Source organism: Nocardia crassostreae, from assembly GCF_001613405.1.
Lineage (GTDB): Bacteria > Actinomycetota > Actinomycetes > Mycobacteriales > Mycobacteriaceae > Nocardia > Nocardia crassostreae.
Window position 1 is genome coordinate 158,025 of record NZ_BDCH01000017.1, and the last position, 26,330, is coordinate 184,354.

The 26,330-nt window shown below is 67.1% G+C and carries 23 protein-coding genes, 1 tRNA gene and 2 pseudogenes; 18 read left to right on the forward strand and 8 right to left on the reverse strand.

Translation table 11 applies throughout. The annotated features are described in order from the left end of the window. Positions 1–42 precede the first annotated feature (42 nt). The 7 genes from NC4_RS17245 to NC4_RS17275 all read left to right on the forward strand — a co-directional run bounded on the left by NC4_RS17245 (position 43) and on the right by NC4_RS17275 (position 6,667). Positions 43–771, forward strand: a complete 729-nt coding sequence (locus tag NC4_RS17245) for an ABC transporter permease (protein WP_084529269.1) — start codon at positions 43–45, stop codon at positions 769–771. Next, a complete protein-coding gene (locus tag NC4_RS17250; RefSeq protein WP_067539144.1) occupies positions 764–1,579 on the forward strand; it encodes an ABC transporter permease in 816 nt (271 codons plus the stop codon). Before NC4_RS17245 ends, NC4_RS17250 begins: the two co-directional genes overlap by 8 nt. Continuing rightward, the gene (locus NC4_RS17255) at positions 1,576–2,559 is read left to right on the forward strand and encodes an ABC transporter ATP-binding protein (RefSeq protein ID WP_067539146.1); all 984 of its coding nucleotides are present in this window, start codon (positions 1,576–1,578) and stop codon (positions 2,557–2,559) included. The genes NC4_RS17250 and NC4_RS17255 overlap by 4 nt, the downstream gene beginning before the upstream one ends. A gap of 154 nt (positions 2,560–2,713) precedes the next feature. Further along, positions 2,714–5,224 carry a sensor histidine kinase gene (locus NC4_RS17260; protein ID WP_067539148.1) on the forward strand — a complete coding sequence of 837 codons (2,511 nt, stop codon included), beginning with the start codon at positions 2,714–2,716 and terminating at the stop codon, positions 5,222–5,224. A gap of 12 nt (positions 5,225–5,236) precedes the next feature. Then, positions 5,237–5,665 (forward strand): roadblock/LC7 domain-containing protein, encoded by a 429-nt coding sequence (locus tag NC4_RS17265; protein ID WP_067539150.1) that lies wholly within the window; start codon positions 5,237–5,239, stop codon positions 5,663–5,665. Further along, positions 5,662–6,090 (forward strand): DUF742 domain-containing protein, encoded by a 429-nt coding sequence (locus tag NC4_RS17270; RefSeq protein ID WP_067539153.1) that lies wholly within the window; start codon positions 5,662–5,664, stop codon positions 6,088–6,090. Before NC4_RS17265 ends, NC4_RS17270 begins: the two co-directional genes overlap by 4 nt. Then, a complete protein-coding gene (locus tag NC4_RS17275; RefSeq protein ID WP_439957528.1) occupies positions 6,071–6,667 on the forward strand; it encodes a GTP-binding protein in 597 nt (198 codons plus the stop codon). The genes NC4_RS17270 and NC4_RS17275 overlap by 20 nt, the downstream gene beginning before the upstream one ends. 361 nt (positions 6,668–7,028) lie before the next feature. Here NC4_RS17275 and NC4_RS17280 read toward each other — a convergent pair whose 3' ends face one another. Further along, the gene (locus NC4_RS17280; RefSeq protein ID WP_245721742.1) at positions 7,029–7,307 is read right to left on the reverse strand and encodes a hypothetical protein; all 279 of its coding nucleotides are present in this window, start codon (positions 7,305–7,307) and stop codon (positions 7,029–7,031) included. 512 nt (positions 7,308–7,819) lie between these two features. On the opposite strand from NC4_RS17280, the gene NC4_RS39120 reads away from it, so the two are divergent. Next, positions 7,820–8,452 (forward strand): DUF4254 domain-containing protein, encoded by a 633-nt coding sequence (locus NC4_RS39120; RefSeq protein ID WP_245721743.1) that lies wholly within the window; start codon positions 7,820–7,822, stop codon positions 8,450–8,452. Here NC4_RS39120 and NC4_RS17290 read toward each other — a convergent pair. The 3 genes from NC4_RS17290 to NC4_RS17300 are packed head-to-tail and all read right to left on the reverse strand — an operon-like array spanning position 8,415 to position 10,986. Next, positions 8,415–8,747: a hypothetical protein gene (locus NC4_RS17290; RefSeq protein WP_067539164.1), complete on the reverse strand. Its 333-nt coding sequence runs from the start codon at positions 8,745–8,747 to the stop codon at positions 8,415–8,417. The two genes, NC4_RS39120 and NC4_RS17290, sit on opposite strands and share 38 nt — an antisense overlap. After that, positions 8,748–9,896, reverse strand: a complete 1,149-nt coding sequence (locus tag NC4_RS17295; RefSeq protein WP_067539167.1) for a fatty acid desaturase family protein — start codon at positions 9,894–9,896, stop codon at positions 8,748–8,750. A gap of 28 nt (positions 9,897–9,924) precedes the next feature. Next, positions 9,925–10,986, reverse strand: coding sequence for a ferredoxin reductase (locus NC4_RS17300; protein WP_067539170.1), 1,062 nt, complete (start codon positions 10,984–10,986; stop codon positions 9,925–9,927). A gap of 174 nt (positions 10,987–11,160) precedes the next feature. Here NC4_RS17300 and NC4_RS17305 point away from each other — a divergent pair, with 174 nt between their 5' ends. Beyond that, on the forward strand, positions 11,161–11,769 hold the full coding sequence (locus tag NC4_RS17305) for a TetR family transcriptional regulator (protein ID WP_084529341.1): 609 nt from the start codon (positions 11,161–11,163) through the stop codon (positions 11,767–11,769). A gap of 3 nt (positions 11,770–11,772) precedes the next feature. Here NC4_RS17305 and NC4_RS17310 read toward each other — a convergent pair. Continuing rightward, positions 11,773–12,915: pseudogene (locus NC4_RS17310) on the reverse strand (MFS transporter); the annotation flags it as partial. A gap of 35 nt (positions 12,916–12,950) precedes the next feature. On the opposite strand from NC4_RS17310, the gene NC4_RS17315 reads away from it, so the two are divergent. The 6 genes from NC4_RS17315 to lysA all read left to right on the forward strand — a co-directional run bounded on the left by NC4_RS17315 (position 12,951) and on the right by lysA (position 19,668). After that, complete coding sequence (locus NC4_RS17315) at positions 12,951–14,096, forward strand: MFS transporter (protein ID WP_245721744.1); 1,146 nt, start codon at positions 12,951–12,953, stop codon at positions 14,094–14,096. A 54-nt stretch (positions 14,097–14,150) separates the two neighbouring features. Further along, positions 14,151–14,729: a PadR family transcriptional regulator gene (locus tag NC4_RS17320; protein WP_067539178.1), complete on the forward strand. Its 579-nt coding sequence runs from the start codon at positions 14,151–14,153 to the stop codon at positions 14,727–14,729. Beyond that, positions 14,726–16,753, forward strand: a complete 2,028-nt coding sequence (locus tag NC4_RS17325) for an NADPH-dependent 2,4-dienoyl-CoA reductase (RefSeq protein ID WP_067539181.1) — start codon at positions 14,726–14,728, stop codon at positions 16,751–16,753. The genes NC4_RS17320 and NC4_RS17325 overlap by 4 nt, the downstream gene beginning before the upstream one ends. After that, the gene (locus tag NC4_RS17330) at positions 16,753–17,340 is read left to right on the forward strand and encodes a VOC family protein (RefSeq protein ID WP_067539184.1); all 588 of its coding nucleotides are present in this window, start codon (positions 16,753–16,755) and stop codon (positions 17,338–17,340) included. Before NC4_RS17325 ends, NC4_RS17330 begins: the two co-directional genes overlap by 1 nt. A 44-nt stretch (positions 17,341–17,384) precedes the next feature. Continuing rightward, positions 17,385–18,179 (forward strand): mycolate reductase, encoded by a 795-nt coding sequence (gene cmrA / locus NC4_RS17335; RefSeq protein ID WP_067539187.1) that lies wholly within the window; start codon positions 17,385–17,387, stop codon positions 18,177–18,179. 142 nt (positions 18,180–18,321) lie between these two features. Then, on the forward strand, positions 18,322–19,668 hold the full coding sequence (lysA, locus tag NC4_RS17340; RefSeq protein WP_067539190.1) for a diaminopimelate decarboxylase: 1,347 nt from the start codon (positions 18,322–18,324) through the stop codon (positions 19,666–19,668). A 44-nt stretch (positions 19,669–19,712) separates the two neighbouring features. Here the strand turns inward: lysA and NC4_RS17345 are convergent. After that, positions 19,713–21,437: pseudogene (locus NC4_RS17345) on the reverse strand (helicase HerA-like domain-containing protein). 174 nt (positions 21,438–21,611) lie between these two features. Here NC4_RS17345 and orn point away from each other — a divergent pair. After that, a complete protein-coding gene (gene orn, locus NC4_RS17350; RefSeq protein WP_067539192.1) occupies positions 21,612–22,250 on the forward strand; it encodes an oligoribonuclease in 639 nt (212 codons plus the stop codon). Positions 22,251–22,304: 54 nt separating this feature from the next. After that, positions 22,305–22,377: transfer RNA gene (locus NC4_RS17355), tRNA-His, on the forward strand. A gap of 50 nt (positions 22,378–22,427) precedes the next feature. Here NC4_RS17355 and NC4_RS17360 read toward each other — a convergent pair. Beyond that, entirely contained in the window at positions 22,428–23,687 is a 1,260-nt protein-coding gene (locus NC4_RS17360) for a S1 family peptidase (protein ID WP_157554824.1), read from the reverse strand. A gap of 475 nt (positions 23,688–24,162) precedes the next feature. Further along, positions 24,163–24,768, reverse strand: a complete 606-nt coding sequence (locus NC4_RS17365) for a TetR/AcrR family transcriptional regulator (protein ID WP_067539198.1) — start codon at positions 24,766–24,768, stop codon at positions 24,163–24,165. Positions 24,769–24,933: 165 nt separating this feature from the next. Here NC4_RS17365 and NC4_RS17370 point away from each other — a divergent pair, with 165 nt between their 5' ends. Next, positions 24,934–26,289, forward strand: a complete 1,356-nt coding sequence (locus tag NC4_RS17370; protein WP_067539200.1) for a DUF4328 domain-containing protein — start codon at positions 24,934–24,936, stop codon at positions 26,287–26,289. The last annotated feature ends 41 nt before the right edge of the window (positions 26,290–26,330 follow it).

The following is a 26,330-nucleotide window of genomic DNA, read 5'->3' on the forward strand; positions in this document are numbered from 1 at the left end:
ATCAGAGCCGGGTTTCGCAGACAGTCGCAGTACCGGCTCGCCATGGCCGCCGGACTGATCACCAATGTCGTCTTCGGCTTCGTCCGCGCCGCCGTGCTCATGGCCGCCGTCGAGGTCAATCCGACGTTCGGCGGCTACTCCGAGGGCACCATCGGCGCCTACATCTGGCTGTCCCAGGGCCTGCTCGGGGCCATCGCCTTCTGGCATCTGCCCGATATCGTCGGACGCATTCGCACCGGCGATATCGCCATCGACTTCCTGCGGCCCATCGATATCCAATTCGCGCACACCGCCGAATATCTCGGCCGCGCCACCTGCACCCTCATTCCGCGCGGCCTGCCCAGCATCGCCGTCGGCGCGCTCACCTTCGGGCTGGCCTTCCCGAATACGCCCGGCCCCTACGTGCTCGGCGCGATCAGCCTCCTGCTGGCCATGGCGGTGTCGTTCCTGTCCATGTTCGCCGTCTGCCTGACCGGCTTCTGGCTCATCGAGACCCGCGGCATGCGAGCGCTGCACATGATCCTGGGCACCTTCCTGGCCGGACTGTTCGCGCCGGTGCACCTGTTCCCCGACTGGCTGCGCATGCTCGCCTACGCCACCCCGTTCCCGTCCATGCTGCAATCGCCCATCGATGTGCTCTCCGGGCGCACCACGGGACTGGACGCGGTGCAGAACGTTGCCGTGCAGTGCTTTTGGCTCATCGCGCTGGTGGTGCTCGGACAGCTGATGCTACGCGCCGGACGCCGCAAGCTGGAGGTGCAGGGTGGCTGACGCACGCCCCTCGGCCCTGGCTCCCTACCGCGCGGTGCTGGCCTCCCGGATCCGCGCGCAACGGGCCTATCCGCTGTCCTTCGCGACCGAGGTGCTCAGCGCCTTCCTCATCGGCCTGGTGGAATTCGCCGAGATGTGGGTGATCTTCACCAATGTCCCGCACCTGGGCGGGCTGACCCTCAATGGCATGCTGCTGCTGTTCGGGCTCAGCAATACCTCCTTCACCATCGCCGATATGATTGTCGGACATGCCGATACGCTGCCCACCTACATCCGGATGGGCAAGCTGGACGCCTTTCACCTGCGCCCGCAACCCCTGCTGCTACAGCTCATGACCAGCGATATCGCCCTGCGCCGGGTGGCGCGCATCGCGGTGGCCGTCACCGTGCTGGGATTCGGCCTGTCCCGCAACGACATCGATTGGACCGCAGCGCATATCGCGCTGTTCGCCATCACCCTCATCTCCGGCATCGCCATCTTCGCCGGGTTGTTCATCTGCGCGGCGGGCGCGCAGTTCTTCCTCATCGACGGGGCCGAACTGACCAATGCCTTCACCTACGGCGGGTCCTATGCCTCGATGCAGCCCACCTCGGTCTTCCCGACTTCGATGAAACTCGTATTCGCACTGTTGATTCCGGTCGCCTTCACCTCGTATCTGCCCACCATCGCGCTGCTCGGACTGCCCGGTCCGGCGCTGCTGCCGAACTGGCTGGCGTGGGCGTCCCCGCTGGCCGCGCTGTGGGTGTGGGCGGCGGCGCTGTGGGTGTGGCGACTGGGCACCAGGCACTATCAAGGAGGCGGCGGGTGAGCGAGCCCATTATCGATATCGAAAGCCTGACAAGCACTTTCGTACTGCACCGCAAGGAGGGCCGCTGGCGGCGGCGCCGCGAGGTGCTCACCGCCGTGGACGATATGAGCTTCCGCGTGGAGCGCGGCGCGGCGGCCGGGTACATCGGCGCCAATGGCGCGGGCAAGTCCACCACCATCAAGATGATCACCGGAATCCTGGTGCCCAGCGCGGGGCGGCTGCGCACCTGCGGCCTGGATCCGGTGCGGCAGCGGCGCGAGCTGGCCTCGCGCATCGGGGTGGTGTTCGGGCAGCGGTCGCAGCTGTGGTGGGATCTGCCGCTGCGCGAATCGTTCTCGATCCTGGCCGCCATCCATCGGCTGGAGCCGGGCGCCGCCGCGGCGCGAACCCACGAACTGGTGGCGCAGCTGGAGATGGAAGGCACCCTGGACACCCCGGTGCGGCAGCTCTCGCTGGGTCAGCGCATGCGCGCCGAGGTCGCGGCGGCGCTGCTACACTCGCCCGAGCTGATCATTCTGGACGAGCCGACCATCGGCCTGGATGTGCTGTCCAAGCAGCGATTACGGGAGTTCCTGCGGCAGGAGCGCGCCGAGCGCGGCACCACCCTGCTGCTCACCACCCACGATATGGGCGATATCGAGCGCCTGTGCGAGCGCGTGCTGGTGGTCGATCACGGCCTCCTGGCCTATGACGGCTCGCTCACCGGACTGGCCGCCACCGTCGGCGCGCACCGGGTGCTCACCGTCGACCTCGCCGAGCCCACGCCCGATCTCACCGATCTGCCGGTGGCGAAACTGCTGGACACCGAGGGCGCGGGCATGCGGCAGCGGCTCGCCTTCGATACCGAGAGCACCACCGCCGCGCAGTTGCTCGCGGCGGTCTCGGCCCGCGCGGAGGTGCGTGACCTGTCCATCGAGGAACCCGATATCGAGGACGTGGTGCGCCGGATCTACGAGGCTGCGGGTTCGCTGAAACCCTGACCGCCGCTCCTGTGAGCCGTTGTTCACGCCGATGTCTCCTGCCCGACGCGAGCAGCACATCTGCTTCTCATGGAATATGACGAGATTTGCAGGTTGGCCGATGTCAGGAGTGAGCGTGGCTTTGCGTGCGGCGAGTTTATTGCCGAAAGGTAGCGTGAGGCTCTCGGCGGCAAGTGATCTCACCCGGCCGCGCACCATTCGCGCGCGGTTGCGGCGCATTCTCGTCGTCTCGGTGGCGCTGGTGCTGGCGCTGCTCACCGTCATCATCGTCACCGAGGCCGACCGCTATCGCGATACCGGCGATGCCGTCGGCGCGGTGAATCTGGCGCTGGCGGTACAGGATCTGGTGCACGAGCTACAGCGCGAGCGCGGTCTCACCAATGGCCTGCTCGGCGGTGACGGCACGCTCCACAATACCGTCAACGATCAGCGCGCGATCACCGATCTCACCCTGCACGCGCTCTCCGGCACCCTCGACGCCCGGCCCGCGGGCGCCGACAAGGTGCGGGCGGCGCTCGAGCAGCTCTCGGGTCTGAGCGCCAATCGCTCGGATGTGGACGGCGGCCGCATCGGCGCCTCGGTCTCGTTCAGCTTCTACACCAATGCGATTCTCGGCCTGAACCAGGCGCGGCCCAGCCCGGACGAAACCTGGGACACCGCGCTGTGGCGGGGACTGCAGACGCTGTTCGCGCTCGGCGACGTCAAGGAGTACACGGCGCAGGAGCGCGGCTTCCTCAACGGCGTGTTCACCCGGGGCGAGTTCGTCGGCCGGGAGTACGTGCAGTTCCTGGACATTCGCGCTGGCAAACAGGTGGCGATCACCGCCTTCGCCCGCGACGCCACCCCGGTCCAGCGCTCCCGGCTCAACGACATACTGCGCTCCGATGCCGCCCTGCAGGTCGGTGAGGCGGAGGCGGTCGCCTACGACTCGGTGCGCGGGCCGCTCCTCGAACCGGTGGACGCGCAGCTGTGGTGGCGGCACATGACCGAGGTCATCGATGCCGAACACGGCGCGCAGGGCGTCATCGGCGCCGAGATCCGGGACCGCGCCGCCACATTGCGCCAGGACGCCTTCACCTGGCTCGCGGGCTACGCCCTGGCCGCGGCGCTCGCCCTGGCCGCGCAGATCGCGCTGGTGGTGGCCACCGTGCGCGCCATCGTCCGACCGCTGGCGGACCTGGTCGCCGAGGCCGACGAGGTCGCCGAGCAGCGGCTGCCGCAGCTCATTGCCGCCTGGCACGACGACTCCGGCAAGGAGCCCGATCCGCCGGAGCCGGTGCGCGCCGACGAGAGCGCCGGTACCGAGATCGTCTCGGTGGCGCACGCCCTGGATCGCGTGCAGGCCACCGCCTTCGACCTCGCCTCCGCCCAGGCCCGCCTGCGCCGCAACACCACCGAGTCCATGGCCAATCTGGCCCGGCGCAATCAGAACCTGGTGCGCCGCCAGCTCGGGCTGATCAGCGATTTCGAGCGCGAGGAGCTCGACCCCAAGGCGCTGTCCAATCTGTTCGAGCTCGACCACCTGGCCACCCGCATGCGGCGCAATGCCGAGAGCCTGCTGGTGCTGGTCGGCGAATCGGCGCCGCGCCGCTGGTCGCAGCCCATTCCGCTGAGCGATGTCATACGCGCCGGTCTGTCCGAGGTCGACGACTACCGCCGCGTGGTGCTGCGCCGGGTGGACGAGGTCGCCATTACCGGCGCCAATGTGAGTGATCTCGCCCATATGCTGGCCGAGCTCATCGAGAACGGATTGTCCTTCTCCCCACCGGATCTGGAGGTGGAGATCTACGGCCGCCGGATGGGGCAGCGGTACATGATCGCGGTGGTGGACCACGGCGTCGGCATGCCGCCGGATCAGCTCGCCACCGCCAATGCCCGGCTGCGCGGCGAGGCCGACTTCCTGGTCGCGCCGACCCGATTCCTGGGGCATTTCGTGGTGGGCCGCCTGGCCAAGCGGCTCGGCGTGGAGGTGGAGCTGACCGTCTCGCCGGTGAGCGGCGTGGTGGCGCGCCTGCTGCTGCCGCACACCCTGCTCGCCGATGAGAGCTCCACCGCACCGGATCTGCCCGCCGAGCCGAAACATGCTGCAGCGCATGCGCTTCCGGCAACCAAACCGGCGGCTTCGAAATCGGTCGCGGCCCTACCGGCGGCAACCACACCGGCCACGCCCGAGACCGGGCGGCACAGCTCCGCACAGCCCGCCCCGAGCGAGGACAAGCGGGCCTCGATCACCAATGGCGCGGTCATCGAGGCCGTCAACGAGGCCCGCAGCCCCCGCACCAACGGCGAATCGCTCGTGCCTCCGATCAAGTTGATTCCCTTGGCCGACGCGCCGGATTCCCGCGCGGAGCAGGAGCTCTCGCCGAGCGCCGAGCCCGCGCCGTTGAGCGCGAACACATCTCACGGCACAGTTGTCGAAACGGTGCCGGAGGTGCAACGTACGCGAAACGGTCTCGTCAAGCGCAACAGGAAGACTCGTGAGCATTCGGGCGCCGCGCCGGGCAGCGCCCCCGCATCGGGCACCCCGCCCGACGCGTCCCCCCGGCCCACCACGCCGCTGACCGACCGCTCCCCCGACCAGGTGCGCAGCAGGCTCGCCGGTTTCCGGACCGGGCATCAGCGCGGCGAGCGTGGTGAGCCACCCCGCCCGGGCTCGAATCCCTAGGAGGACCCGCACGTGACGACCCACTACACCGAAACCGATCCGCACACGTTCAACTGGCTGCTGGCCGATTTCGTGCGCACCACCGACGGTGTCCAGGACGCCGTCGCCGTGTCCTCCGACGGTCTGCTCATGGCCATGTCCGCCGGGCTGGACCGCACCAGCGCCGACCGGCTCGCCGCCATTGTGTCCGGGCTCACCAGTTTGGGCCGAAGCGCCTCGCGCAGTTACGATTTCGACGGCCTGCGGCTCATCATGATCGAGATGGGGCGCGGGTTCCTGTTGGTCTCCGCGGTCGCCAACGGCAGCTGCATCGGCGTCATCGCCGACAGCAGTGCCGATGTCGGCCTGGTCGGCTATCAGATGGCCGTCCTGGCCGATCGCGTCGGCGCGCTGCTCACCCCGGCGCTCATCACCGAATTACGGGAGTCGTTGGGCCGATGACCGATTCGCACCGGCTGCCGGACCCCCGGATGATCAGGCTCAACCAGCCCGTGGGCTGGACCGGAGCCGCCTCGTCGCTGCCGCATCGGGCGGGCGGCGAGATCGACGAGCAGGTGGTGCGGCCGTTCATGATGACGGCGGGACGCACCACACCCCTGGTGGACGGCCTGCGTATCGAGACCCTGGTCCGCGCCACCCCGGCCGCGCTCACCGCACCCCTGCGGTTCGAGCTGGAGCGGGTGGTGCGGTTGTGCCAGCGCCCGCATTCCATTGCCGAAATCGGTGCCGCCCTGCGGGTGCCGGTCGGTGTGGCCCGGGTGCTGGTCAGCGATCTCGTCTCGGCGGGCCATGTCGCGGTGAGCGAGGGAAGTGAACTCTCCGTCGCCGCCATCGAAAGGATTCGAGATCTTGTTCGCGCACCCTGAGAATTCCGCACCGGCGCTGGCGTCGTCGGTTAAGATCGTGGTCAGCGGCGGTTTCGGCGTCGGCAAGACGACGCTCATCGGAGCCATCTCCGAAATCGAGCCGCTGGCCACCGAAGCCGCCATGACCGAGGTCTCGGTGGGCGTGGACAATCCCGGCCTGGCCACCGGGAAGACCACCACCACCGTGGCGCTGGATTTCGGGCGCATCACCCTGGATTCGTCGCTGGTGCTCTACCTGTTCGGCACGCCGGGGCAGGAACGCTTCGAATTCCTGTGGGACGACCTGCTCGACGGCGCGCTGGGCGGGGTCATCCTGGTCGATACCGCGCGCGTGGAGGACTGCTATCCGGTGCTCGACTTCTTCGAACAGCGGCGCACGCCGTTCGTGGTGGCGGTCAACCGGTTCCAGGCCGCCGAGCACTTCGAGCTCGAGGAGGTGCGCGAGGCCCTGGATATCGCACCGTCCATTCAGATGATGGATTGCGATGCGCGCGACCGGGAATCGGTCAAGCACGTGCTCGTCGCGCTGTTGGAACAGATCCTGCAGGCCCGCCGCACGCCCGCCCTGCTGGGCTGAGCCCGGACCCCCGCAGCAGGTCCGGGCCCGTGGGGCAAAAAACGCCCCGGGTGCCTCGCACCCGGGGCGCTGCCCGAAAACCCTTGGAAATGTAAGGCTTTAGCGGCCGAAAGAGCCGGTGAAGAGGGTGTCGAAGATACCGCTGAAGGCCGCCGAGCCGGTGTTGAGCAGGCCGTTGAGGGCAGCGGAACCAGTCTGGATGATAACCGGGATCATTTTTCAACCTCTCTGTTGGTAACGCCGTCGATCGGGATTTCCGGTCGGCGACGTGACCCACTTTGCCGAGGCAGCCTTACGAGACCCTGGTCTGTTGCTGTGAGGTTGCTGAGACGGAGCGTGTCCCCGGACACACCGGCGAGCGCTACTTCGGGGCAGTGCCCTCCGCCGAGTACAGACTCACTTCACCGTCTTCTCCCAGAAACGCGTTGACCAGCATCGTTCCGCTGGAACGCAATTCATCGGGGGTCGGCGCGGCCGTGGTGATGGAAATCTGCGGGACCGCGGCCCAGTTCACGACATAGCGTTCCGGCGGGCCATTGTCGCCGGAGAGATGCGCCAGCCGGAAGACCGACACCTGTCGGCGAACAATCAGACTCCGCACGACTTCGGCAATTCGCTCCGGGTCTTCCAGCGCGAACATGAAGCCGAATCGCAGCTCCGGTGACGAGGCGTAAGCGGGCATGAATACCGAGGCTAATCGACCACGGCCGCTCTCGCCCCCGGCGCGCCGCACCGATAGCTATTCATAAGCCTAAGAAACAGACTGCTCGGACTACCCGGCGGTACAACCGGACACCGACCTGTCCGCACCCGTTCCGGCAAGCCCCGCGAAGGTGTCGATCAGCTCCCGAACGCAGCGCCCACGTGACCCTACCGAGATGCTGTATAACGATTTTCAGGCAGCTTCCCCGATCACGCGCCAGGCGGTTGCGCCGTTTCGACTATCGCGCTTTCCTGAATATGTCCCGCATTTCCCGGACAGTCTTCTCATCGCATCGTCGCGGTTTTCCCGGTTTCTTCACCGTGCCCTTGGTGATGGCTGTGCGTCCCGGGATGCGGGACTGCGCCGGAGCCGAGGGGAGCCCCTCCCCGAAACCCCCTCGGCCCTGGCGCATCCAGTCGACTACGGCCTAGGGGCTAAGGGTGGGACACATGGCAACCGACTACATCGGTGCGGGATTCGGGGCCGAGCTTCCCTCGCCATCACTATTGTTGCGCGCCTTCCGCGATCCGGTATCCGCCGACCGCCCCGATCGGGAAGTCCTCGATTCCGCCTATGAGCTGGCCAGATGCCACGAGCGCCGACACCGCGCCCACGAGGCCGCCCACGCCGTCGGCGCCACGCCCACCCGCGTCGCGACCTGCAGCCAACTGGTAGAAGACATCGACGAGCGCCGCACACAATTGGTCGCGCGCATCGACGACTGGGTCGCCGGGCACATCCCCCACCGCAACGGCGCCTCCCTCCACACCGAAACCCTGGGCGCCGTCATCGACCGCATGGCCGCCAAATGGGTTGCCGCACAACAAGCTCTAGGCGGCCCCCTCCCGGCGACCCGCTCGTCCAAGAGCACCGACGGCCGCGCCCGCCCCCGCACCGGCCCGCACCGCGTGAGCGACGACCGCCCCCCGCAACGACGACAGCGAAGCCCACATGCACTGGTACCGCCTGGCGGAACTGGCCGACGGCTACAAAGACCTGATCACAGACGTAGCCCAACACCGGCGGCGCCTGCCGGTGTGGTGATCAGTAGCGGCGGGTTTCCACGACCTCGGCGTCGATGACGTCACCCGTGTTCGCCGCAGGTTTCGGCTCGCCTACCGAATCCTCCTGTGCCACAGGAGCTTCCGGCTCGTCGTCGAATTCGTCGGCGTCCTCGCCACGCTGCGCGGCGGCGTCCCGCGCGGCGGCGGCCGCGGCCTCCCGCATCTCGATGGCGTCGGTGATCCAATCCCCGATCTCCTTGGTCACCTCGGCGACCGTCCCGGTAATGATCGTTGCGATATTGCCGACGTGCCGCGCTCCGGACGCCGTCAATTCCTGGATCAGATCCTTGTTGCTTTCGAATTTCCCGATCATCTATACGCCCACTTCGCTAGCCTGCCCCCGGCGCATCACAATAACACTCGCAGGTTGCGATTTCCCGGTCAGGAACGGCGGCAGCGCCAGCTTGAACAGCTTCGCCCACACCGACCCGATCTGCTTCGAGAACCGCCCGGTGTTGTACGGCAGGCCGTGCTTTTCACACAGGGCCCGTACTTCGGGCGCGATATCCGGGTACCGATTGGCGGGCATATCCGGGAACAGATGGTGCTCGATCTGGTGCGACAGATTCCCGGACATGATGTGGAACAGCTTCCCGCCGGTGATATTGGCCGACCCCAGCATCTGCCGCACGTACCACTCCCCCCGGGTCTCGTTGGCGGTCTCCTCCTCTGTGAACGTCTGTACGCCGGTCGGGAAGTGCCCGCAGAAGATGATGGAGAACGTCCACACATTGCGCACGATATTGGCCGTGAAGTTCCCGGCCAGCGTCGACAGGAACAGCGGCCCGGTCAGCGCGGGAAAGATCACATAGTCCTTGAGCACCTGCTTGCCCGCCTTGCGCGCCTGCCCGGTGACCAGTTCCTTGATCTCCTTCCAAGTGCGCTTGCCCCGGACGATGTTCTCCACCTCCAGGTCGTGGCCCATGACGCCCCACTCGAAGGCGAGCATGAGCGCGAAGGCGTAGAGCGGATTCCCCAACCGCAGCGGATTCCACCCCTGCTCCTCGTCCACCCGCAGGATCCCGTACCCGATATCGCGGTCCATGCCGTGAATATTGGTGAAGGTGTGGTGCATGTAGTTGTGCGAGTGCCGCCACTGATCCCCCGGACACACCGTGTCCCACTCGAACTCGCGCGAGTTCAGCCCCGGCTCACGCATCCAGTCCCACTGACCGTGCATGACATTGTGGCCGATCTCCATATTGTCGAGGATCTTGGACACGCTGAGCGCGGCCACGCCCGCCAGCCAGAACGGCGGCAGGAAGCCCAGATACATGAGCCCGCGCCCGGCGATCTCCAAGCCGCGCTGCGCCTTGATGATCGAGTAGATATATTCGCGGTCGCGGTCGCCCAGATCGGCGGTGATGCGGGCGCGCAGTTCGTCGAGTTCGCGGCCGATCTCCTCGACCTGCTCGGGACTCAGGACCAGAGGTCCGGCCTTGGTTTCGGTGAGTATCGCCATGTTGAACCCTCCTTTTTCACAAATGGCGTCAGATGGCGAGGTCTACATCGCCGACGGCGGCATTGATGCAGAGTTGAATGGGTTGATCGGGATCGGCGTCGAGTTCGCCGGTGCGCAGATTGCGGGTGCAGCCGGATTTCTTGACCGCGGTGCAGGTGAAGCAGATGCCCATGCGGCAGCCGTAGGCCGGGCTGAGCCCCGCGGCCTCGGCCTGGTCGAGCAGGCTCGCGCCGGTGTTCTCGATGGACGTGCCGCTGCCGGAGAAGCTGACGACGCCCTCCGCGGTGGCCGGATCGGCGGGCGCGACGGTGAGCGTGAACTCCTCCGAATGCAAGCGGTCGGCCAGCTGTTCGGCCTCGTAGACCGTGCGCACCGCCTTCATCAGGCCGGGCGGGCCGCACAGGTAGGTCTGGGCGAGGTGGAACCAGGGCGCGAGGCGCTCCAGTTCGTCGTAGCCGAAGTGCGGATCGCGCTGCAGTTCCGGATACCGGAATTCGATCTGGAAGTTGCTGTGCTGCATGGCGATCGCCTCGAGTTCGGTGCGATGGGGCACCCATTCCGGCGAACGGTTGTAATGCAGGAACAGCACCCGGCCCCGATACCGCTCGGTGGCCAGGGTGCGCAGCATGGACAGCACCGGGGTGATGCCGCTGCCGCCGCTGATGAGCACGATCCGGTCGGGGCGCTGTTCGGGCAGATGGAAGACCCCGGACGCGGGCGCCAGATCCACGACCATGCCCGGGATGACATTGGCGTGCAGGTAGTTCGAGACCAGGCCCTGCGGATGCGCCTTGATGGTGAGCTCGATGTGCCGGTCACGGCGGGACTGCGTATTCACCGGTGAGTAGCAGCGGGTATGGCGGATCCCATCGATCACCACACCGATCTGCACGTACTGGCCGGCCCGATGCCCGGCCCACTGCCTGGTCGGCCGCAGGGTCAGGGTGACCGATCCGACCGCGCTGCGCCGCACATGGGTGATCTCGGCGCGCATCTGGCGCAGGGTCAGGGTCGGCCGCACCAGCTCCAGGTAGCGATCCAGCGGATGAGGGGTGGTCAGTTTCTCCACGAGGTCGATGAGTCCAACCATGCGGGCCTCCTGTCGTGTCGGTTGGCTGTGAACCCGACACCCAAAGTTTTCGGTGCACATCTGTACACTGAGTTAGTGTGCCCGCTGGAGGCCTTCCACTTCAACCGGCAGTTCGTGTGAGCCACGCGACATCTCTCGAATGGAACGAATGTGAACGGATGTATGCTCATCGAAATGAGTGAGCAGGCGGCAACCCGAGTCGAGCGCAAGGAGCGCACCCGTGCGGCCCTGCTGGACGGCACCCTCGCGCTGGCCGCCGACCGGGGCTTCGCGGCGCTGAGCCTGCGCGAGATCGCCCGTTCCGCCGGGATCGTGCCGACCGCGTTCTACCGGCACTTCACCTCGCTCGACGAGCTCGGCACCACGCTGGTCGAGGAGGGGGTGCGTCAACTCCGCTTGGCGCTGCGCGAAATGCGCCGGACCCCGTATGCCCGGCTGGCGGGCACCGTGCGCTTCGTGTTCGAACAGGTCGATCAGCGACGTGACCTGTGGGGCTTCCTGATTCGGGAGCGGCACGGCGGTTCGGCGCCGCTGCGCGGGGCCATCGCGGTCGAAATGCAGCTCATCGTGCGCGAACTCGTGGTCGACCTGTCCCGCATTCGGGCCCTGGACACCTGGTCGCCCGACGATCTGGAGCTGGCCGCCGATCTCATCGTCTCGACCGTCGCCGATCGCATTGCCGACTATGTCGTCGCGGATCCCCGCGAGCGCCCGCGCATCATCGACCGCGCCGTCCTCCAGGTCCGGCTCATCGCCCTCGGCATGGGCGCCTGGAAACCCTGACGGTCAGCGCCCCTGCAAGTCGTTGGCGCGCAGTGGAATCAGCGCCGCCAGACCGATGGCGAGCACCAGCACCAGGCCGATAATGCCGAAACGGTCCTCGCCCGTGGCCCATACGAAGAGGCCGAACAGCATGGGCGCCATGAAGGACACCGCGCGACCGGTCGTGGTGTAGAGGCCGAAGAGCTGGCCCTCCCGGCCGGGCGGGGCCAGGCGGGCCAGGAACGAGCGGGCGGAAGCCTGTGCGGGGCCGACGAATACGGCCAGGATCAGGCCGAACATCCAGAACATCAGCGCACCGGAGACCACCAGCAGGGCCAGGCCGCAGGCAATGATGGCGGCGAGGGAGAAGACGATCACCGGCTTCGGGCCGATACGGTCGTCGAAGCGCCCGGCGACCAGGGCGCCCAGGGCAGCAACGACATTCGCCGCGACGCCGTACAGCAGCACATCGGAGTCGGCGATGTCGTACACGCGGACCGCCAGCACCGCGCCGAAGGTGAAGACACCGGCCAAACCGTCGCGGAAGATGGCGCTGGCAATGAGGAAGCCGACGGCGCGGCGGTCGGTGCGCCAGAGCTCGCGGATATCGCGCCACAGCACGCGATAGGAATCGCCGATGGCGTGGAACCAGGCCACCAGCCAATGCCGACGCGGCCCGGCCTCGAGGTGGACGGCGGCGCCCGGATCGGCATCGGTGGGCGGCAGTTCCGGCACCGCGAAGAACAGCGGCAGCGCGAATGCGGCGAACCACACCGCCGCCACCACCGCGACCAGGCGGATATTCAGGCCCTGATCGGTGGGCACACCCAGCAGGCCGCGGAAATCGCCTTCCCCGCTGATGAATCCGAAATAGCAGATGAGCAGCAGGAAGATGCCGCCGAAATAGCCCATGGCCCAGCCGAATCCGGAGGTCCGGCCGACGGTCTGCGGGGTGGACACCTGACGCAGCATGGCGAAATACGGCACGTTGGACAGTTCGAAGAAGGTCGCGCCGAGGGCCAGCAGCACCAGGCCCAGCCACAGATAGTGGTAGTCGTCGCGGACGAAGAACAGCCCCGCCATGGACAACACGGTCAGCGCGGTCAAGATGCCCAGCGACAGTTTGCGGCGCGCCGTGGCATCGAACCACTGCCCGCTCACGGGCGCGGTTGGGTGATCGGCTGGGGCAGCGGACGATGTTCGTGGCGGGCCTGGCTATCTTCACGGTGGCGTCGCTGGCGTGCGGGCTGGCGTGGAATGCGCCTGCGCTCATTGTGTTCCGGTTCTTGCAGGGCATCGGGTCGGCGGCCATGGTGCCGCAGGTCATGACGATCATTCAGCGGACGTTCACGGGAGCCACACGGGCGCGCGCGATTTCGGCGTATGCGGCGGTGACATCGGGGGCTATGGTCATCGGGCAGATCGCCGGTGGGCTCATCGTCAGTGCCGACCTGTTCGGAACCGGTTGGCGCGGGGTGTTTCTGGTGAATGTGCCGATCGGGTTGGCGCTGCTCGTGATGGCTCCGCGACTGCTGCCCGTGACCGCTCGGGTGGAGCGGAAGCTGGATCTGGCCGGGCTGGCGGTGCTGACGTCGTCGGTGCTGCTGCTGGTGGTGCCGCTGGTGCTCGGGCACGAGCAGGACTGGCCGCTGTGGTCGCTGCTCGCATTGGGCGGGGCCGCAGTGGGATTCGGGGTGTTCGCGGTGGTCGAGCGGCGGGTGCATCGGCGCGGCGGGGAACCGCTGTTCTCGGATCGGGTGCTGCGCGCGCCCGGGCTGGTGCTCAGTGCCATCACGCTGTTCCTGGTGATGTGCACGGTCGGCGGATCGCTGTTCGTCATGGCCATCCACCTGCAGAGCACGCTCGGATACAGCGCGCTGCACGCCGGATTGTTGTTCCTGCCCAATGGGATCGCCTTCGCCGTCGCCAGCGTGAACTGGCAGCGGGTCCCGGCGCGCTTCCACGCGGCCGCGGTGCCCGCCGGATTGGCGCTCGCGGCCCTCTCCATGGCGAGCATGGGCCTGCTCCTGCGGGACGGGAGTGAGCCCGGCGTATCGGCCCTGGTGGTATTCGCCGTCCAGGGTGCGGGCCTGGGCCTCGGATTCGGTCCGCTCGTCGCCCGGGCCACCAGCCGGGTCCCGGTCGCCGTCGCCGCCGACGCCAGCGGGATCCTGGTCACCGGCACCCAACTGGGCGTGGTGGTCGGGATCGCGAGTTTCGGGTCGCTGTTCCTGAGCCTGGCGGGGACCACGACCCTGTCGGCGTCACACGCCTTCGCCGTCACCGGCCTCGCGACGGGTGCGATTGCGCTGGTCGCGGCCGTTTTGGCGGTGCGGGCGGCACGCTGACCCGCTCTATGCACTAAGTTGCATAGTACGTCTAGTCTCAGTTACCCTGGCGGCATGGCCCTCGAACATGCGCTCCTGGTATCGCTGACCGAACGCGCCAGTTCCGGGTACGACCTGGCGCGCCGGTTCGATAAGTCCATCGGCTTCTTCTGGAACGCCACCCACCAGCAGATCTATCGCGTGCTCAAGCGCATGGAGGAGCAGGGCTGGGTGACGGCCGAGGCCGTGGCGCAGGCGGGCCGCCCCGATAAGAAGGTCTACTCCGTCAGCGAGGCCGGGCGGGACGAACTCACCCGCTGGATCGCCGAACCCATCGATATCGCGCCCATGCGCAATGAACTCGGCGTGAAACTGCGCGCCGCCTCGCTCGGCGATATGCCCGCCCTGTGCGCGGAGGTGAAGCGGCATCGCGATCAGCACGCGCACCGCCTCGACCTGTATCGCACATTCGAGAAGAAGGACTATCCGGCCCCGGATCAGCTCTCCGGCCGGAAGCTGCACCAGTACCTCGTGCTACGCGGCGGTATCCGCGTGGAGGAGGGGATTGTCGACTGGTGTGACGAAGTACTAGACGCCCTGCAGCGGGACACAGCCCAGTCCCCCGCGTCCGACCCGAAAGGCACTCAGCGATGAGCGCGTACCCCCATCTCTTCGAACCCCTGGACCTGGGATTCACCACGCTGCGCAATCGCGTGGTCATGGGTTCCATGCACACCGGCCTCGAGGATCGGGCCTGGCACACCAATCGCCTCGCCGCCTACTTCGCCGAGCGCGCCAAAGGCGGTGTGGGCCTGATCATCACCGGCGGCTACGCCCCCAACCGCACCGGCTGGCTCATGCCCTTCGGCGCCAAGCTCACCAATAAGACCGAGGCCTACCGCCACCGCGCCATCACCAAGGCGGTGCACGCGGAGGGCGGCAAGATCGCCCTGCAGATTCTGCACGCGGGCCGCTATTCCTATATGCCCGGCAGTGTTTCGGCCTCCGCCATCAAGGCGCCCATCAACCCGCTCAAGCCCCGCGCACTGTCCTCCAAGGGCGTCGAGGAGACCATCGACGATTACGCCCGCTGCGCCTACCTGGCCAAGTTCGCGGGCTACGACGGCGTCGAGATCATGGGTGGTGAAGGCTATTTCATCAACCAGTTCCTCGCGCCGCGCACCAACAAGCGCAAGGACAAGTGGGGCGGCAACTCCGAGAACCGCCGCCGCATCGCCGGTGAGATCGTCCGCCGCGTCCGCAAGGCGGTGGGCCCCGACTTCATCATCGTGTTCCGACTATCCATGGCCGACTTCGTGGAAGACGGGCAGACCTGGGACGAAATCGTCGATGTGGCAAAGGATGTGGAGGCTGCCGGGGCCACCATCATCAATACCGATATCGGCTGGCACGAGGCCCGCGTCCCCACCATCGTGACCTCGGTTCCGCGTGCCGCGTTCGTGAAGTGGACCGCGAAGGTCAAAGACGTGGTGAGCATTCCGGTGTGCGCCTCCAACCGCATCAATATGCCCGAGACCGCCGAGGAGATCCTCACCCGCGGCGACTCCGACCTCATCTCCCTGGCCCGCCCGCTGCTCGCCGATCCGGAATGGGTCCGCAAGGCGCAGGAGGCCCGCAATGACGAGATCAATACCTGCATCGCCTGCAACCAGGCCTGCCTGGATCACGCCTTCCAGATGAAAACCGTGTCCTGCCTGCTGAATCCGCGCGCGGGTCACGAAACCGAACTCCAGTTGCTGCCCACCCGCCGCACCAAGAAGGTCGCCGTCGTGGGCGCGGGCCCCGCCGGTCTGTCCGCCGCGGTCAGCCTGGCTCAGCGCGGCCACGTGGTCGACCTCTTCGAATCCGATGACAAGATCGGCGGCCAGTTCGATATCGCCCGCCGCATCCCCGGCAAGGAAGAGTTCAGCGAAACCGTCCGCTATTACACGCGCCAGATCGAAATCACCGGCGTCCGACTACATCTCGGCACCCGCGCCACCGCACAGCAACTGATCGACGGCAACTACGACGAGGTCATCCTCGCCACCGGCGTGAAACCCCGCATCCCCAATATCCCCGGCATCGACCATCCCAAGGTCCTCACCTACGCCGAGTTGGTCCGCGAGGGCAGGCCCGTGGGTAGGAAGGTCGCCGTCATCGGCGCGGGCGGCATCGGTTTCGACGTCAGCGAATTCCTCACCGTCGAAGGCCATCCCAGCCTCAAGCTCGACGAGTGGAAGGAAGAGTGGGGCGTCTCCGACGACCCGAACGCCCGCGGCTTCCTCACCGCACCCAAACCCTCCCCCGCCGCCCGCGAAGTCGTTCTCCTGCAACGCAAGAGCTCCTCGTTCGGCAAGGATCTGGGCAAGACCAGCGGCTGGGTCCACCGCGCCGCCGTCAAGGCCAAGGGCGTCGAGCAGATCGGCGGCGTGAACTACGAACGCATCGACGATCGGGGCCTGCACATCAGCTTCGGCGAGAAGCGCCAGCGCCCCACCGTCATCGAATGCGACAACGTCATCCTCTGTGCCGGACAGGAATCCGTCCGCGATCTGGAGGAGCCCCTGAAGGCCGCGGGCGTCAAGATCCACCTCATCGGCGGCGCCGACCTGGCCGCCGAACTGGACGCCAAACGCGCCATAAACCAGGGCACCCGTCTGGCAGCAGCCATCTGATGCCCAACCTCACCCGCCTGGGCCTGCCCGGAACCGAGCAGGCCTGGGCGGCCCTGGGTTTCACCGTCACCGACGCCACGATCCGGATCGGCCAAGTGACCTGCACCCTCGGTACCCCCGCTTGGGGTTTCGACGAAGTTCACGCCGATCCGGCCACCCTCGGCGTGCCCGCCCTACCGGGCGACACCGAGGACGCCCCGCCCGCGGCGCACCCGAACGGCGTCACCCATGTCGACCACATCGTCTACTGGGCTCCCGACCTGGACGACGCCGTCACCAACCTGACTGCGGTCCTTGGCATCCCACCGCGCCGCCGCTTCTTCCCCCGCGGCCCCGAAGGCCCGGAGATGGCCTTCTACCGCGTCGGCGAGCCGTTCATCGAAGCGGTCACCTCGGGCCTGCCTCCCGCCCTGGTGGGCGTGGCCTTCATGACCTCCGACCTGGACGCCGCGGTCGAGGCGATCCGCGCGGCGGGCGGACCCGTCGGCGACCCCAAACCAGCAGTCCAAGGCGGCCGTATCGCGAGCGTCTGGCGCGGCCACGCCAACTGGGGCATCGCCTTCATGGAACCCGAACCCCGCGCCTGACCGCCACCTCCCCACCACCTCACCCTGAGATAGACTCCCTACCCGTGAGCTTGCCTGCACCCACCGCTGAGAACCGCGCCGTAGTCACCGGAGCCTCCTCCGGCATCGGCACCGCCCTCGCCGAAGAGCTCGCCTCGCGCGGCTACTCGCTGATCCTCGTCGCCCGCCGCGAGGACCTCATGAATCAGCTCGCGGAGAAGCTGACGAAGAAGTACGGCATCACCGCCGAGGTCCGCGCGGTCGATCTGTCGAACCGCGACCAGCGCGCCCCGCTGGCGGAGGAGCTGGCCAAGCGCGATATCGCGATTCTGTGCAATAACGCCGGTGTGGCCACCTTCGGCTCGCTCGCGAAACTGGATCTCGGCTACGAGCGCGACATCATGGAACTCAATGCGGTGGCGGTGCACGACCTCACCCTCGCCGTCCTGCCGAGCATGATCGAACGGCGCAGCGGCGGCATCCTCATTACCGGCTCGGCCGCGGGCAATATGCCGATTCCGAACAATACGACCTATGCGGCCTCCAAGGCGTTCACCAATACCTTCGCCGAATCCCTGCGCGGGGAGATGAAGGAGCACAGCGTGCACGTCACGCTGCTGGCTCCCGGTCCGGTGCGCACCGACAATCCGGACCAGGAAGAGGTCGGGAACAAGATCCCCGAGTTCATCTGGGTCACCGCCGCACACACCGCCAAGATCACCATCGACGCGCTCGCCCGGAACAAGATGCGCGTCGTTCCCGGCCTGATCAGCAAGGGTATGAGCCTGGCCGGGCAGTTCGGCCCGCGCTCGATCACCTCGGTGGTGGCCGGTGCCGCGTACAAGAAGCTGGGCGGCTGACCGCCTGCGCGGTCAACATTCCGTCAAGATCGGATACTCGCTCGTCAAGGGCGTGTAGCCAGGTGTTTCCGGACTCCCGGAACAGGCGTACTCCTGACAGTGGCCCCGCATACCGAACGGCGGGGGCGACTCAGGAGACATCGTGACGCTGCTCGACATATTCCCGTCGCTGCGGTCCGGGGGCATGCTGCCGCGGCTGGATCCGGCGGTCTGGCCGCGCGAGACGCACTACGACGCCGACGGGCGCATTACCGTCGGCGGCGTGGCGCTGGCCGATATCGCCGATCAGTACGGCACGCCCACCTATGTGCTCGATGAAAGCGAAGTGCGGGCCCGCTGCCGGGCGTACCGCAAGCGGTTCCCCGATGCCGAGGTCATCTACGCGGGCAAGGCGCTGCTGACCCGGGCGGTCGCCGAATGGATCACCGACGAGGGGCTCTCGCTGGACGTGTGCTCGGCCGGTGAGCTGGCCGTGGCACTCTCCTCCTGGGTAGATCCGCAGCGAATCGTGTTGCACGGCAATGGGAAACCCTTCGCCGAGCTGAAGACGGCCATCAATTGCGGCGTCGGGCGCATCGTGGTGGACTCCATGACCGAGATCACGCTGCTCGCCGCGCTGGCCACGCGGCCCCAGCAGGTGATGTTGCGGGTGACGCCGGATATCGACGTGCACGGCCATCCGGCGGTGCGCACCGGAGTCACCGATCAGAAGTTCGGATTTCCGATCGGCAGCCACGCGCTGGCCGAAGCCGTGGATCGCATTGTACGGCAATCGAATCTGGAGCTCGTGGGATTGCACTGCCATATCGGGTCGCAGATCTACGATACCTTTCCCTATGGCGAGGCGGTGCGGCGCATGGTGGGGGAAATGGCGCGCATCCGCGATGAACACGATCTCACCCTGACAGAGCTCGACCTCGGCGGCGGGCATGCGGTCGCCTATCGGAGCGGCGATGCGGAGATGAATCTGCCCGAACTCGCGGACATCATCGAGGACTCGCTGGATGCCGCCTGCCAGCGGCACGGATTCCCGCGGCCGCATATTTCGCTCGAACCCGGACGGGCCATCGTGGCGCGGGCGGGGATCACCCTGTATCGGGTGCTGTCCATCAAGCAGGTCGAGGGCGGGCACACCTATGTCACCGTGGACGGCGGGATGGGGGACAACTCCCGCGTCGCGCTCTACGGCGTGCGGTACGACGCCGTCGTGGCCAACCGGCATCCGACCGGGCCGATGATGACGGCGACCATTGCGGGCCGGTATTGCGAGGCCGGGGATATTCTCGCCACCGATGTCCGGCTGCCGGTCGACCTGCGGCCGGGGGAAGTGCTGGCCATGCCGTGCACCGGCGCGTACCACCACAGCTTGGCGTCGTCGTACAACGGCGTCGGACGGCCGCCCATTGTCGCGGTTCGGGATGGCGACTGCCGGGAGCTCATTCGGCGCGAGACCATCGACGACCTGCTTGCTCGCGATATCGGACGCTGACAGCGGCGGTGTGGGGGGGACATCCCCCACACCGCCTCGGCAGGTCAGCGTTTGCGGGTGCCGAAGATGCTGCGACTGATTTCGCGGCCCGCGACGGTGGCGGCGGAACGGAGCAGGTTCTTGAACGCCGGGTTGTTGACGATCTTTTCGGCCATGGACTCGTCCGGCGGGGGCTGCTTGGAGCGGGAGGAACGGGCCGGGGGCGCTTCTTCCGCTTCGGCTTCGGCCTGTTTGGCGGCGGCGGCCATTTTCTCGGCGAGGATTTCATAGGCCGAGTCGGCGTCTATGGTTTGGCCGTATTTGGCGTAGAGGGTGGACTATTGTGCGCGGGAACGGATTCCGTCGTCGCCGATGGTGTCCATGAGGGAACGCGGTGGCTGCATGCGCGCCCAGGCGACCGGCGTGGGCGCACCCTTTTCGGAGAGCACCGTGACGACGGCTTCACCGATACCCAGTGAGGTGAGCGCCTTTTCGAGATCGTAGGTGGCGGTCTTCGGATAGGTGTGGACCGTTTTCGACAGGGCCTTCTGGTCTTCGGGGGTGAAGGCGCGCAGGGCGTGCTGGATGCGCGCACCGAGCTGGGAGAGAACGGAATTGGGGATATCCGTGGGGAGCTGGGTGCAGAAGAATACGCCGACGCCCTTGGAGCGGATGAGCTTCACCGTCTGCTCGACCTGGTCCAGGAACGCCTTGGAGGCGCCATTGAACAGGAGGTGCGCCTCGTCGAAGATGAAGACCAGCTTGGGTTTATCCATATCGCCGATCTCGGGCAGGGTCTGGAAGAGGTCGGCCAGTACCCACATGAGGAAGGTCGAGAACATTTGCGGGCGGGCCGCCTGCGCGCCCAGTTCGAAGAGGGTGATGACGCCCTGGCCGCCCGCTGTGCGGATGAGATCGGCGGGGTCGAGTTCCGGTTCGCCGAAGAAGGTGTCGCCGCCGTCGGCTTCCAGATTGACCAGGGCGCGCAGGATGACGCCCGCCGTGGTGGCCGAGACGCCGCCGATGCCCTTCAGGTCCTCCTTGCCCTCGGGGCTGGTGAGGAACTGGATAACGGCCCGCAGGTCTTTGAGGTCGAGCAGCGGGAAGCCGTTCTGATCCGACCAGTGGAAGATCAGGCCGAGCGTGGATTCCTGAGTTTCGTTGAGGCCCAGGACTTTCGACAGCAGGATCGGGCCGAATGCGGTGATCGTGGCCCGGATCGGCACGCCGATGCCCTCGGTGCCCAGTGAGACGAACTCGCACGGGAAACCGCTCGGCGCCCAGTCCGCGTCTCCGGTTTCCCGTGCGCGCGTGAGGATCTTGTCATTGGACTGCCCGGGCATGGACAGGCCGGACAGGTCACCCTTGATATCGGCCAGCACCACCGGCACCCCGGCCTCCGAGAGCTGCTCGGCGATCCCCTGCACCGTCTTCGTCTTACCGGTACCGGTCGCGCCCGCGACCAGCCCGTGCCGGTTCATGGTCTTCATCGGAATCCGCACCCGCGCATCGGGATGCACCTTGCCGTCCACCAGGACGGTGCCCAGCTCGAGCGCCAGCCCTTCGAAGGCGTACCCGGCCGCGATCTGCGCCGCGGCCTCATCGCCGCCGCCGGGATCGGCCTCGCCCTTCGGTTTCTCCGCGGCCGCGGCTGTGGCCTTGTCCGCCGCGTCCTGCGCCGCCGCCTCCTGTTCCGCGGCCTCGGCCGCCGCCGCTGCCTCCGCCGCGATGCGCGCGGCCTCCTCCGCGGCCTTGCGGGCCGCCGCTGCCTTCTCCTGCGGGGTGGTCATCGCGCTTCCTCCGTCTGCTCTGCCAACTGCACTGCTCGAGAGAATTGCCCTGCCAACGAACCGACCGCTATCGATGCCGGATGCAGCAACCATAATCCCCGGTCAGGCCCCAACCCAGCCCCGACGCGGCCGGGCGACCCGGACGATGGGAGCGAAACGACTACCCTTTTCCGAGTGTCCGACAAATTCGTGGTGTGGATGGATTGCGAGATGACCGGCCTACGGCTGGACAGCGACAAGCTGATCGAGGTGGCCGCGCTCGTGACCGACAGTGATCTCAATATCCTCGGTGAGGGCGTGGACATCGTGATCCATGCCGATGACGCCGCGCTCGCGGCCATGCCGCCGGTGGTGACGGAGATGCATGCCCGGTCGGGGCTGACCGAGGAGGTCCGCCGCTCCACCGTGCCGCTCGACGAGGCCGAGCGGCAGATCCTGGAGTACATCAAGGAGTACGTGCCCACCCCGCGCACGGTGCCGCTGGCCGGTAACTCCATTGCCACCGATCGCGGCTTCATCGCCCGCGATATGCCCACCCTGGACGCGCACCTGCACTACCGCATGATCGATGTCAGCTCCATCAAGGAGTTGGCCCGCCGCTGGTATCCGCGCATCTACTTCGGCCAGCCGGAGAAGGGCCTCGCCCACCGCGCCCTGGCCGATATCCAGGAATCGATCCGCGAACTCCAGTACTACCGCCGCACCGCCTTTGTCCCCGCGCCCGGCCCGTCCACCGCAGAGATCGCGGCCGTCGCAGCCGAACTCGGCAGCAGCGCCAAACAGGCCGGAAATACGGCCCAACCAGCCGATTAGGATCTGAGAGCCGGATCGCGATACGATCTACCGCGCCGGAAACGCCCGGCAATGGTGGCTGTAGTTCAGTTGGTAGAGCACCAGGTTGTGATCCTGGCTGTCGCGGGTTCGAGTCCCGTCAGCCACCCGAAGTGAAGGCCCCGGTCCTGTCGGACCGGGGCCTTCACCGTTTTCGCCTCAACCGGTGCGGATCTTCAGTCCGGGCACTTCGGTCAGCATGATGTCGATCGGCTGCGCGTTGAGATAGTTGCCCTTGTCACAGTGGTAGGCGGGCCAGGCCGAAGCCGAGACGCCCAAGGCCTTGGTTCCGGTGATGACCGACCCGCCGCTGTCCCCGCGCACGGCACAGGTATCGATCTGGAAGTGACCTTCCATACGGGTCCTCTGGGTACCGCCGTCGGACTGGTCGTAGGTCCGACCGATCGCGGTGACGGTTCCGCAGGTGAGACCGGTCATCGCACCGGACTTGCACGCCGGTGCGCCGACCACCGGCGACGCGGTGCCATCGATGCGAATCGGATCGGGTTCGCCGACAGCGAGAGCCGCACCCGGCTCCACCACCGTGCCCTGCGCCGGACCACTGCTGCCCGCCGGTGGCGCGGACGCACTGCCCTGGGATCCGCTCGGCGATGGCGCGGGCGGGTTGGGCGGCGGCGGACCGGGCAGCGGCAGCGTCTCGGCGCCTACCAGGTTGTTCCGGAAACGCGAGGCCTGCGCGTCCAGGACCCGCACAACCGCATAGTCCCGTGGACCGTACTTCGAGACCGTGAAGGATCCGACTTCAACACCCCGCTTGCCCGTGCTGTAGTCGTACACCTTCGCCGGTTCGGCAGACCCGCCGCCGGATTGACCGTCCTGGTTGGGATCACAATGCGCGGCGGTAATGAAAACCGCCTTCCCGTCCCCATCGGTGGCATTGAAACCCAGTGAGCAGCGGCCGGTTCCGCCCTTCCTGACGACGGCGTAGGCGCGACCGCCGATGTAGTCGGCGCCAGCCTCTGCAATGACCAGTGGTCGCACATCGGGTGATTCCGGATCCGGTTCACCTTTCGGCTCCTCCGGCACGGTGACCACCGCGACATCCCCCAGCTCCCGCGGCAGCGCCGGATCCCTGGTGGCGTGCAGGACAACGGTATTGCGCGCGACATCGATACCGTCCCCGAGCATTGCCCCCGCGAGATCGGCAGGCTGCGCCGCAATCCACCCCCACAGCGCATCGCGACGCTGCCACAATTCCGCCTCACTGTGCGCCACCCGCTCGACGACGAACCCAGCCTTCTCGGCCTCCCCCTCGACAATGTCCCGACTCGGCCCATCCGCAAGCGCCACGATGGCGCGATCCCCGTCCATCCACACACCCGCGAACTCACGGTCGTATGACTTGCGCGCCCGATCCCGAAACGCCGCCAGCCGCTGCCCCTCCTCGGCCCGCTTCAAATATTGAGACCCCCCGATCCCGAGGTCACGGGTCACGGCAGCGGCCAGCACCCGCGGTATCACCTCCTCGGTATCCGATGCGGGTTGCGCCGCACCGACCCCGGTACTGCTCGCAAACAAGGCAAGACAACAGCCGCAGACCATCCGACGACCACTCACGCAGACCCGCATTCACCGACCTCCGCAGCATGAGACCGTTCGCTATCAGCGGCCTCGACCCTACGACTGGATCGGACAAACGAGACGCACGCACCGTCGCGCGCGTGTCACATTCTCAGCGGCCTGATCGCCGAACCGGATCTGTAAGTTCCGGGCCATCTGGCGCCCTCGGACCCCGCCCGCCGATCCGGCCGACCTGCTCGTCCGGTACGCCGAACGGTTGGAGCGGTCACTCGGTGAGCGGCCGACCGAATAGACGTCGGATACGTTACGGTGCAAGGGATCTCGGCTCGCGTCCATTGTGCGGCGGGTCGAATTAGCCTGCGGATTGCGGAGATTCGGCGCGGGGGCGGTGCACTTCGATCAGTAGCCGCGCCATGCGCTGTGCGCGGCGGGCGGCCAGCAGGTCGCCTTCGGCGGCGGCAATGATCGAGCCCTTCATGAGGATGTGCCAGGAACGGGAGAAGTTGTCGACGTCGGTGAGCCCGGCGCGTTCGGCGCGGGTGCGCACGATATCCCGAATGTGTTGCAGGTAATCGATTCCAGCCCGGCCCAGCGGGTGGTCCGCGCCCATTTCCAGCAGCACGTTGATGAAGGTGCACGCGTCGAAATCGTCGGCCGCGAACCACTCCTCGAAGACATCGAACATCGCCAGCAACTGGTCCTCGGGAGTCTCGCCGCGGCACCGTGACTGCTCTTCGATCAACCCGAAGGTCCACAACCGTTCCCGGCGCTCGAGCACCGCCAGGACCAGGTCGTCGACCGTCGCGAAATGCTGACGCAGCACGGCTTCCGCGGTACCAGCCCGATCGGCGATCTCGGCCACGTCGACGGCGCGCACGCCATGGCGGGTATACAGCTCGTAGGCGACACCCAGGATCCGCTCACGCATTGCCAGAGCCGAATCGGCGGCGGCGGTCATCAACGAATTCTACTGCGCCGAACCCGGTGAATCACCGGCGGATAGTCGTGGAATCAAAAAGGCACGCGGGGTTGTTTCGCGTGAGAGCGAAACAGATTTTCCACCGGCGGGACACCCGATAGCCTGCCTGGCGAGAAGCTTGAAAGTCGCTGGGGGTGATGGCCGATGGCCGCCTATTACGGATCCGATGCCTACGCCGTGCGCACACCGCCGACGACCGTCCTGCGGTCACTGAGCGGCCTGACGTTCGCCCTGACCGTGGCCGCGGCCGCGGTCGTGGGCGCGCTCGTCGTTCAGGTGGGCATCTTCGTGCAATTCTGGCTGCTGCTCAGCGACTTCGAAGCCGGGACGATCGACGTCGACGAGTATCTGGCGTCCCTCGACGCTTCCGAACAATGGATGAACTGGGCCACGCCGGTGACGCTGGGCCTGCAGGCGATCTTCGGCATTCTCTTCGTGATCTGGTTGTACCGGGCCCGGTCCAATGCCGAATTGCTCTGCGCGACACCGCATCGCATGTCCAGAGGCTGGGTGTTCGCGGGCTTTCTCCCGATTGCGAACTGGTTCGTTCCACCCATTGTTCTCGATGATGTGCAACGGGCCAGCGATCCCCGTACGGCGCCGAACTCGGTGCGGCTGCCCGCGAATTCCACCACGCCGATCGTGGTGCTGTGGTGGGCGAGCTGGTTCGTGGGCCTGCTCCTGTGGTTCATCGGATTGCTGACGAGCATTTCCGTTCGCTACGGGTGGTCCGATGATTCCGGGCGCGCCGCGATATCGGTGGCGCTCTTCGCGGGGGCGGTGATCGCCGCCGCCGTTTCGGCGTTCGCCGTACGGACGGTGCTGTCCCGCGTCACCGAGTGGCAGCGCGGGCGAGAGGTCCCGGATATCCCCGCTCCGCAACCCTATCCGGGAGCGCCGGGGCAATTCGGCGGCGTCGTGCATCGGGAACCCGTTGCCGTGGGCCGCTACCTCGGCCCGGCGGCCTCGTTCCTGCTGTTTCCGGTGCTGCTGGGTCCGGTGGTGATCGCCTCCGCGATGTCGAAGTACGACTACCTCGACAGTCTGTCCGAGGACTCGGCCGAATACGATGCGGCCCTGAGCGATTGGGCCATACCCACCATGCTCGGTTTCGCGGCGCTGCTGATCACCGTACCGATCGCGGCCGTGACCCTCATCTGCTGGCAGTTGCGCGCGAACCGCAATGCCGAGACCCTGAGCCCGGGCGGGCCGCGCCTCGGCCGCTCCTGGGTGGTGGCGGGCTGGATCGTCCCCCTCGCCAATCTGTTCCTCCCGGTCGTCGCCATCCATCAGCTGACCCGGCCGGGTGGTTCGGGTGTTGCGACCGCGCTGGCCGGAGCCTGGTGGGTCACCTGGATCGGCGGCTGGATCGCCTTCTGGGTCGGGTTCTCGATCGGCAGCGCCCCGGCGTTCTGGGTCTCCTGTGGGCTGCTGTTTCTCGCCGCCGTCCTCTTGTCGGTCCTCGTCAATGGGATCGACCGCGCCCAGCGCGTCGCCTGAGCACGCGCCCGGACCTGCGATATGCGGTGGCCTCTTCAGAG

Excerpts from the sequence above, each read along its gene's own strand:
- NC4_RS17295 (WP_067539167.1), bottom strand. The coding sequence starts at position 9,896 with ATGGCGATACTCACCGAAACCAAGGCCGGACCTCTGGTCCTGAGTCCC.
- NC4_RS17300 (WP_067539170.1), bottom strand. The coding sequence starts at position 10,986 with ATGGTTGGACTCATCGACCTCGTGGAGAAACTGACCACCCCTCATCCG.
- NC4_RS17365 (WP_067539198.1), bottom strand. The coding sequence starts at position 24,768 with ATGACCGCCGCCGCCGATTCGGCTCTGGCAATGCGTGAGCGGATCCTG.
- NC4_RS17270 (WP_067539153.1), top strand. The coding sequence starts at position 5,662 with ATGACCGATTCGCACCGGCTGCCGGACCCCCGGATGATCAGGCTCAAC.
- NC4_RS39120 (WP_245721743.1), top strand. The coding sequence starts at position 7,820 with ATGGCAACCGACTACATCGGTGCGGGATTCGGGGCCGAGCTTCCCTCG.
- NC4_RS17330 (WP_067539184.1), top strand. The coding sequence starts at position 16,753 with ATGCCCAACCTCACCCGCCTGGGCCTGCCCGGAACCGAGCAGGCCTGG.
- NC4_RS17370 (WP_067539200.1), top strand. The coding sequence starts at position 24,934 with ATGGCCGCCTATTACGGATCCGATGCCTACGCCGTGCGCACACCGCCG.
- NC4_RS17245 (WP_084529269.1), top strand. The coding sequence starts at position 43 with ATGGCCGCCGGACTGATCACCAATGTCGTCTTCGGCTTCGTCCGCGCC.
- NC4_RS17320 (WP_067539178.1), top strand. The coding sequence starts at position 14,151 with ATGGCCCTCGAACATGCGCTCCTGGTATCGCTGACCGAACGCGCCAGT.
- NC4_RS17290 (WP_067539164.1), bottom strand. The coding sequence starts at position 8,747 with ATGATCGGGAAATTCGAAAGCAACAAGGATCTGATCCAGGAATTGACG.
- NC4_RS17280 (WP_245721742.1), bottom strand. The coding sequence starts at position 7,307 with ATGTTCGCGCTGGAAGACCCGGAGCGAATTGCCGAAGTCGTGCGGAGT.
- NC4_RS17325 (WP_067539181.1), top strand. The coding sequence starts at position 14,726 with ATGAGCGCGTACCCCCATCTCTTCGAACCCCTGGACCTGGGATTCACC.
- NC4_RS17305 (WP_084529341.1), top strand. The coding sequence starts at position 11,161 with ATGAGTGAGCAGGCGGCAACCCGAGTCGAGCGCAAGGAGCGCACCCGT.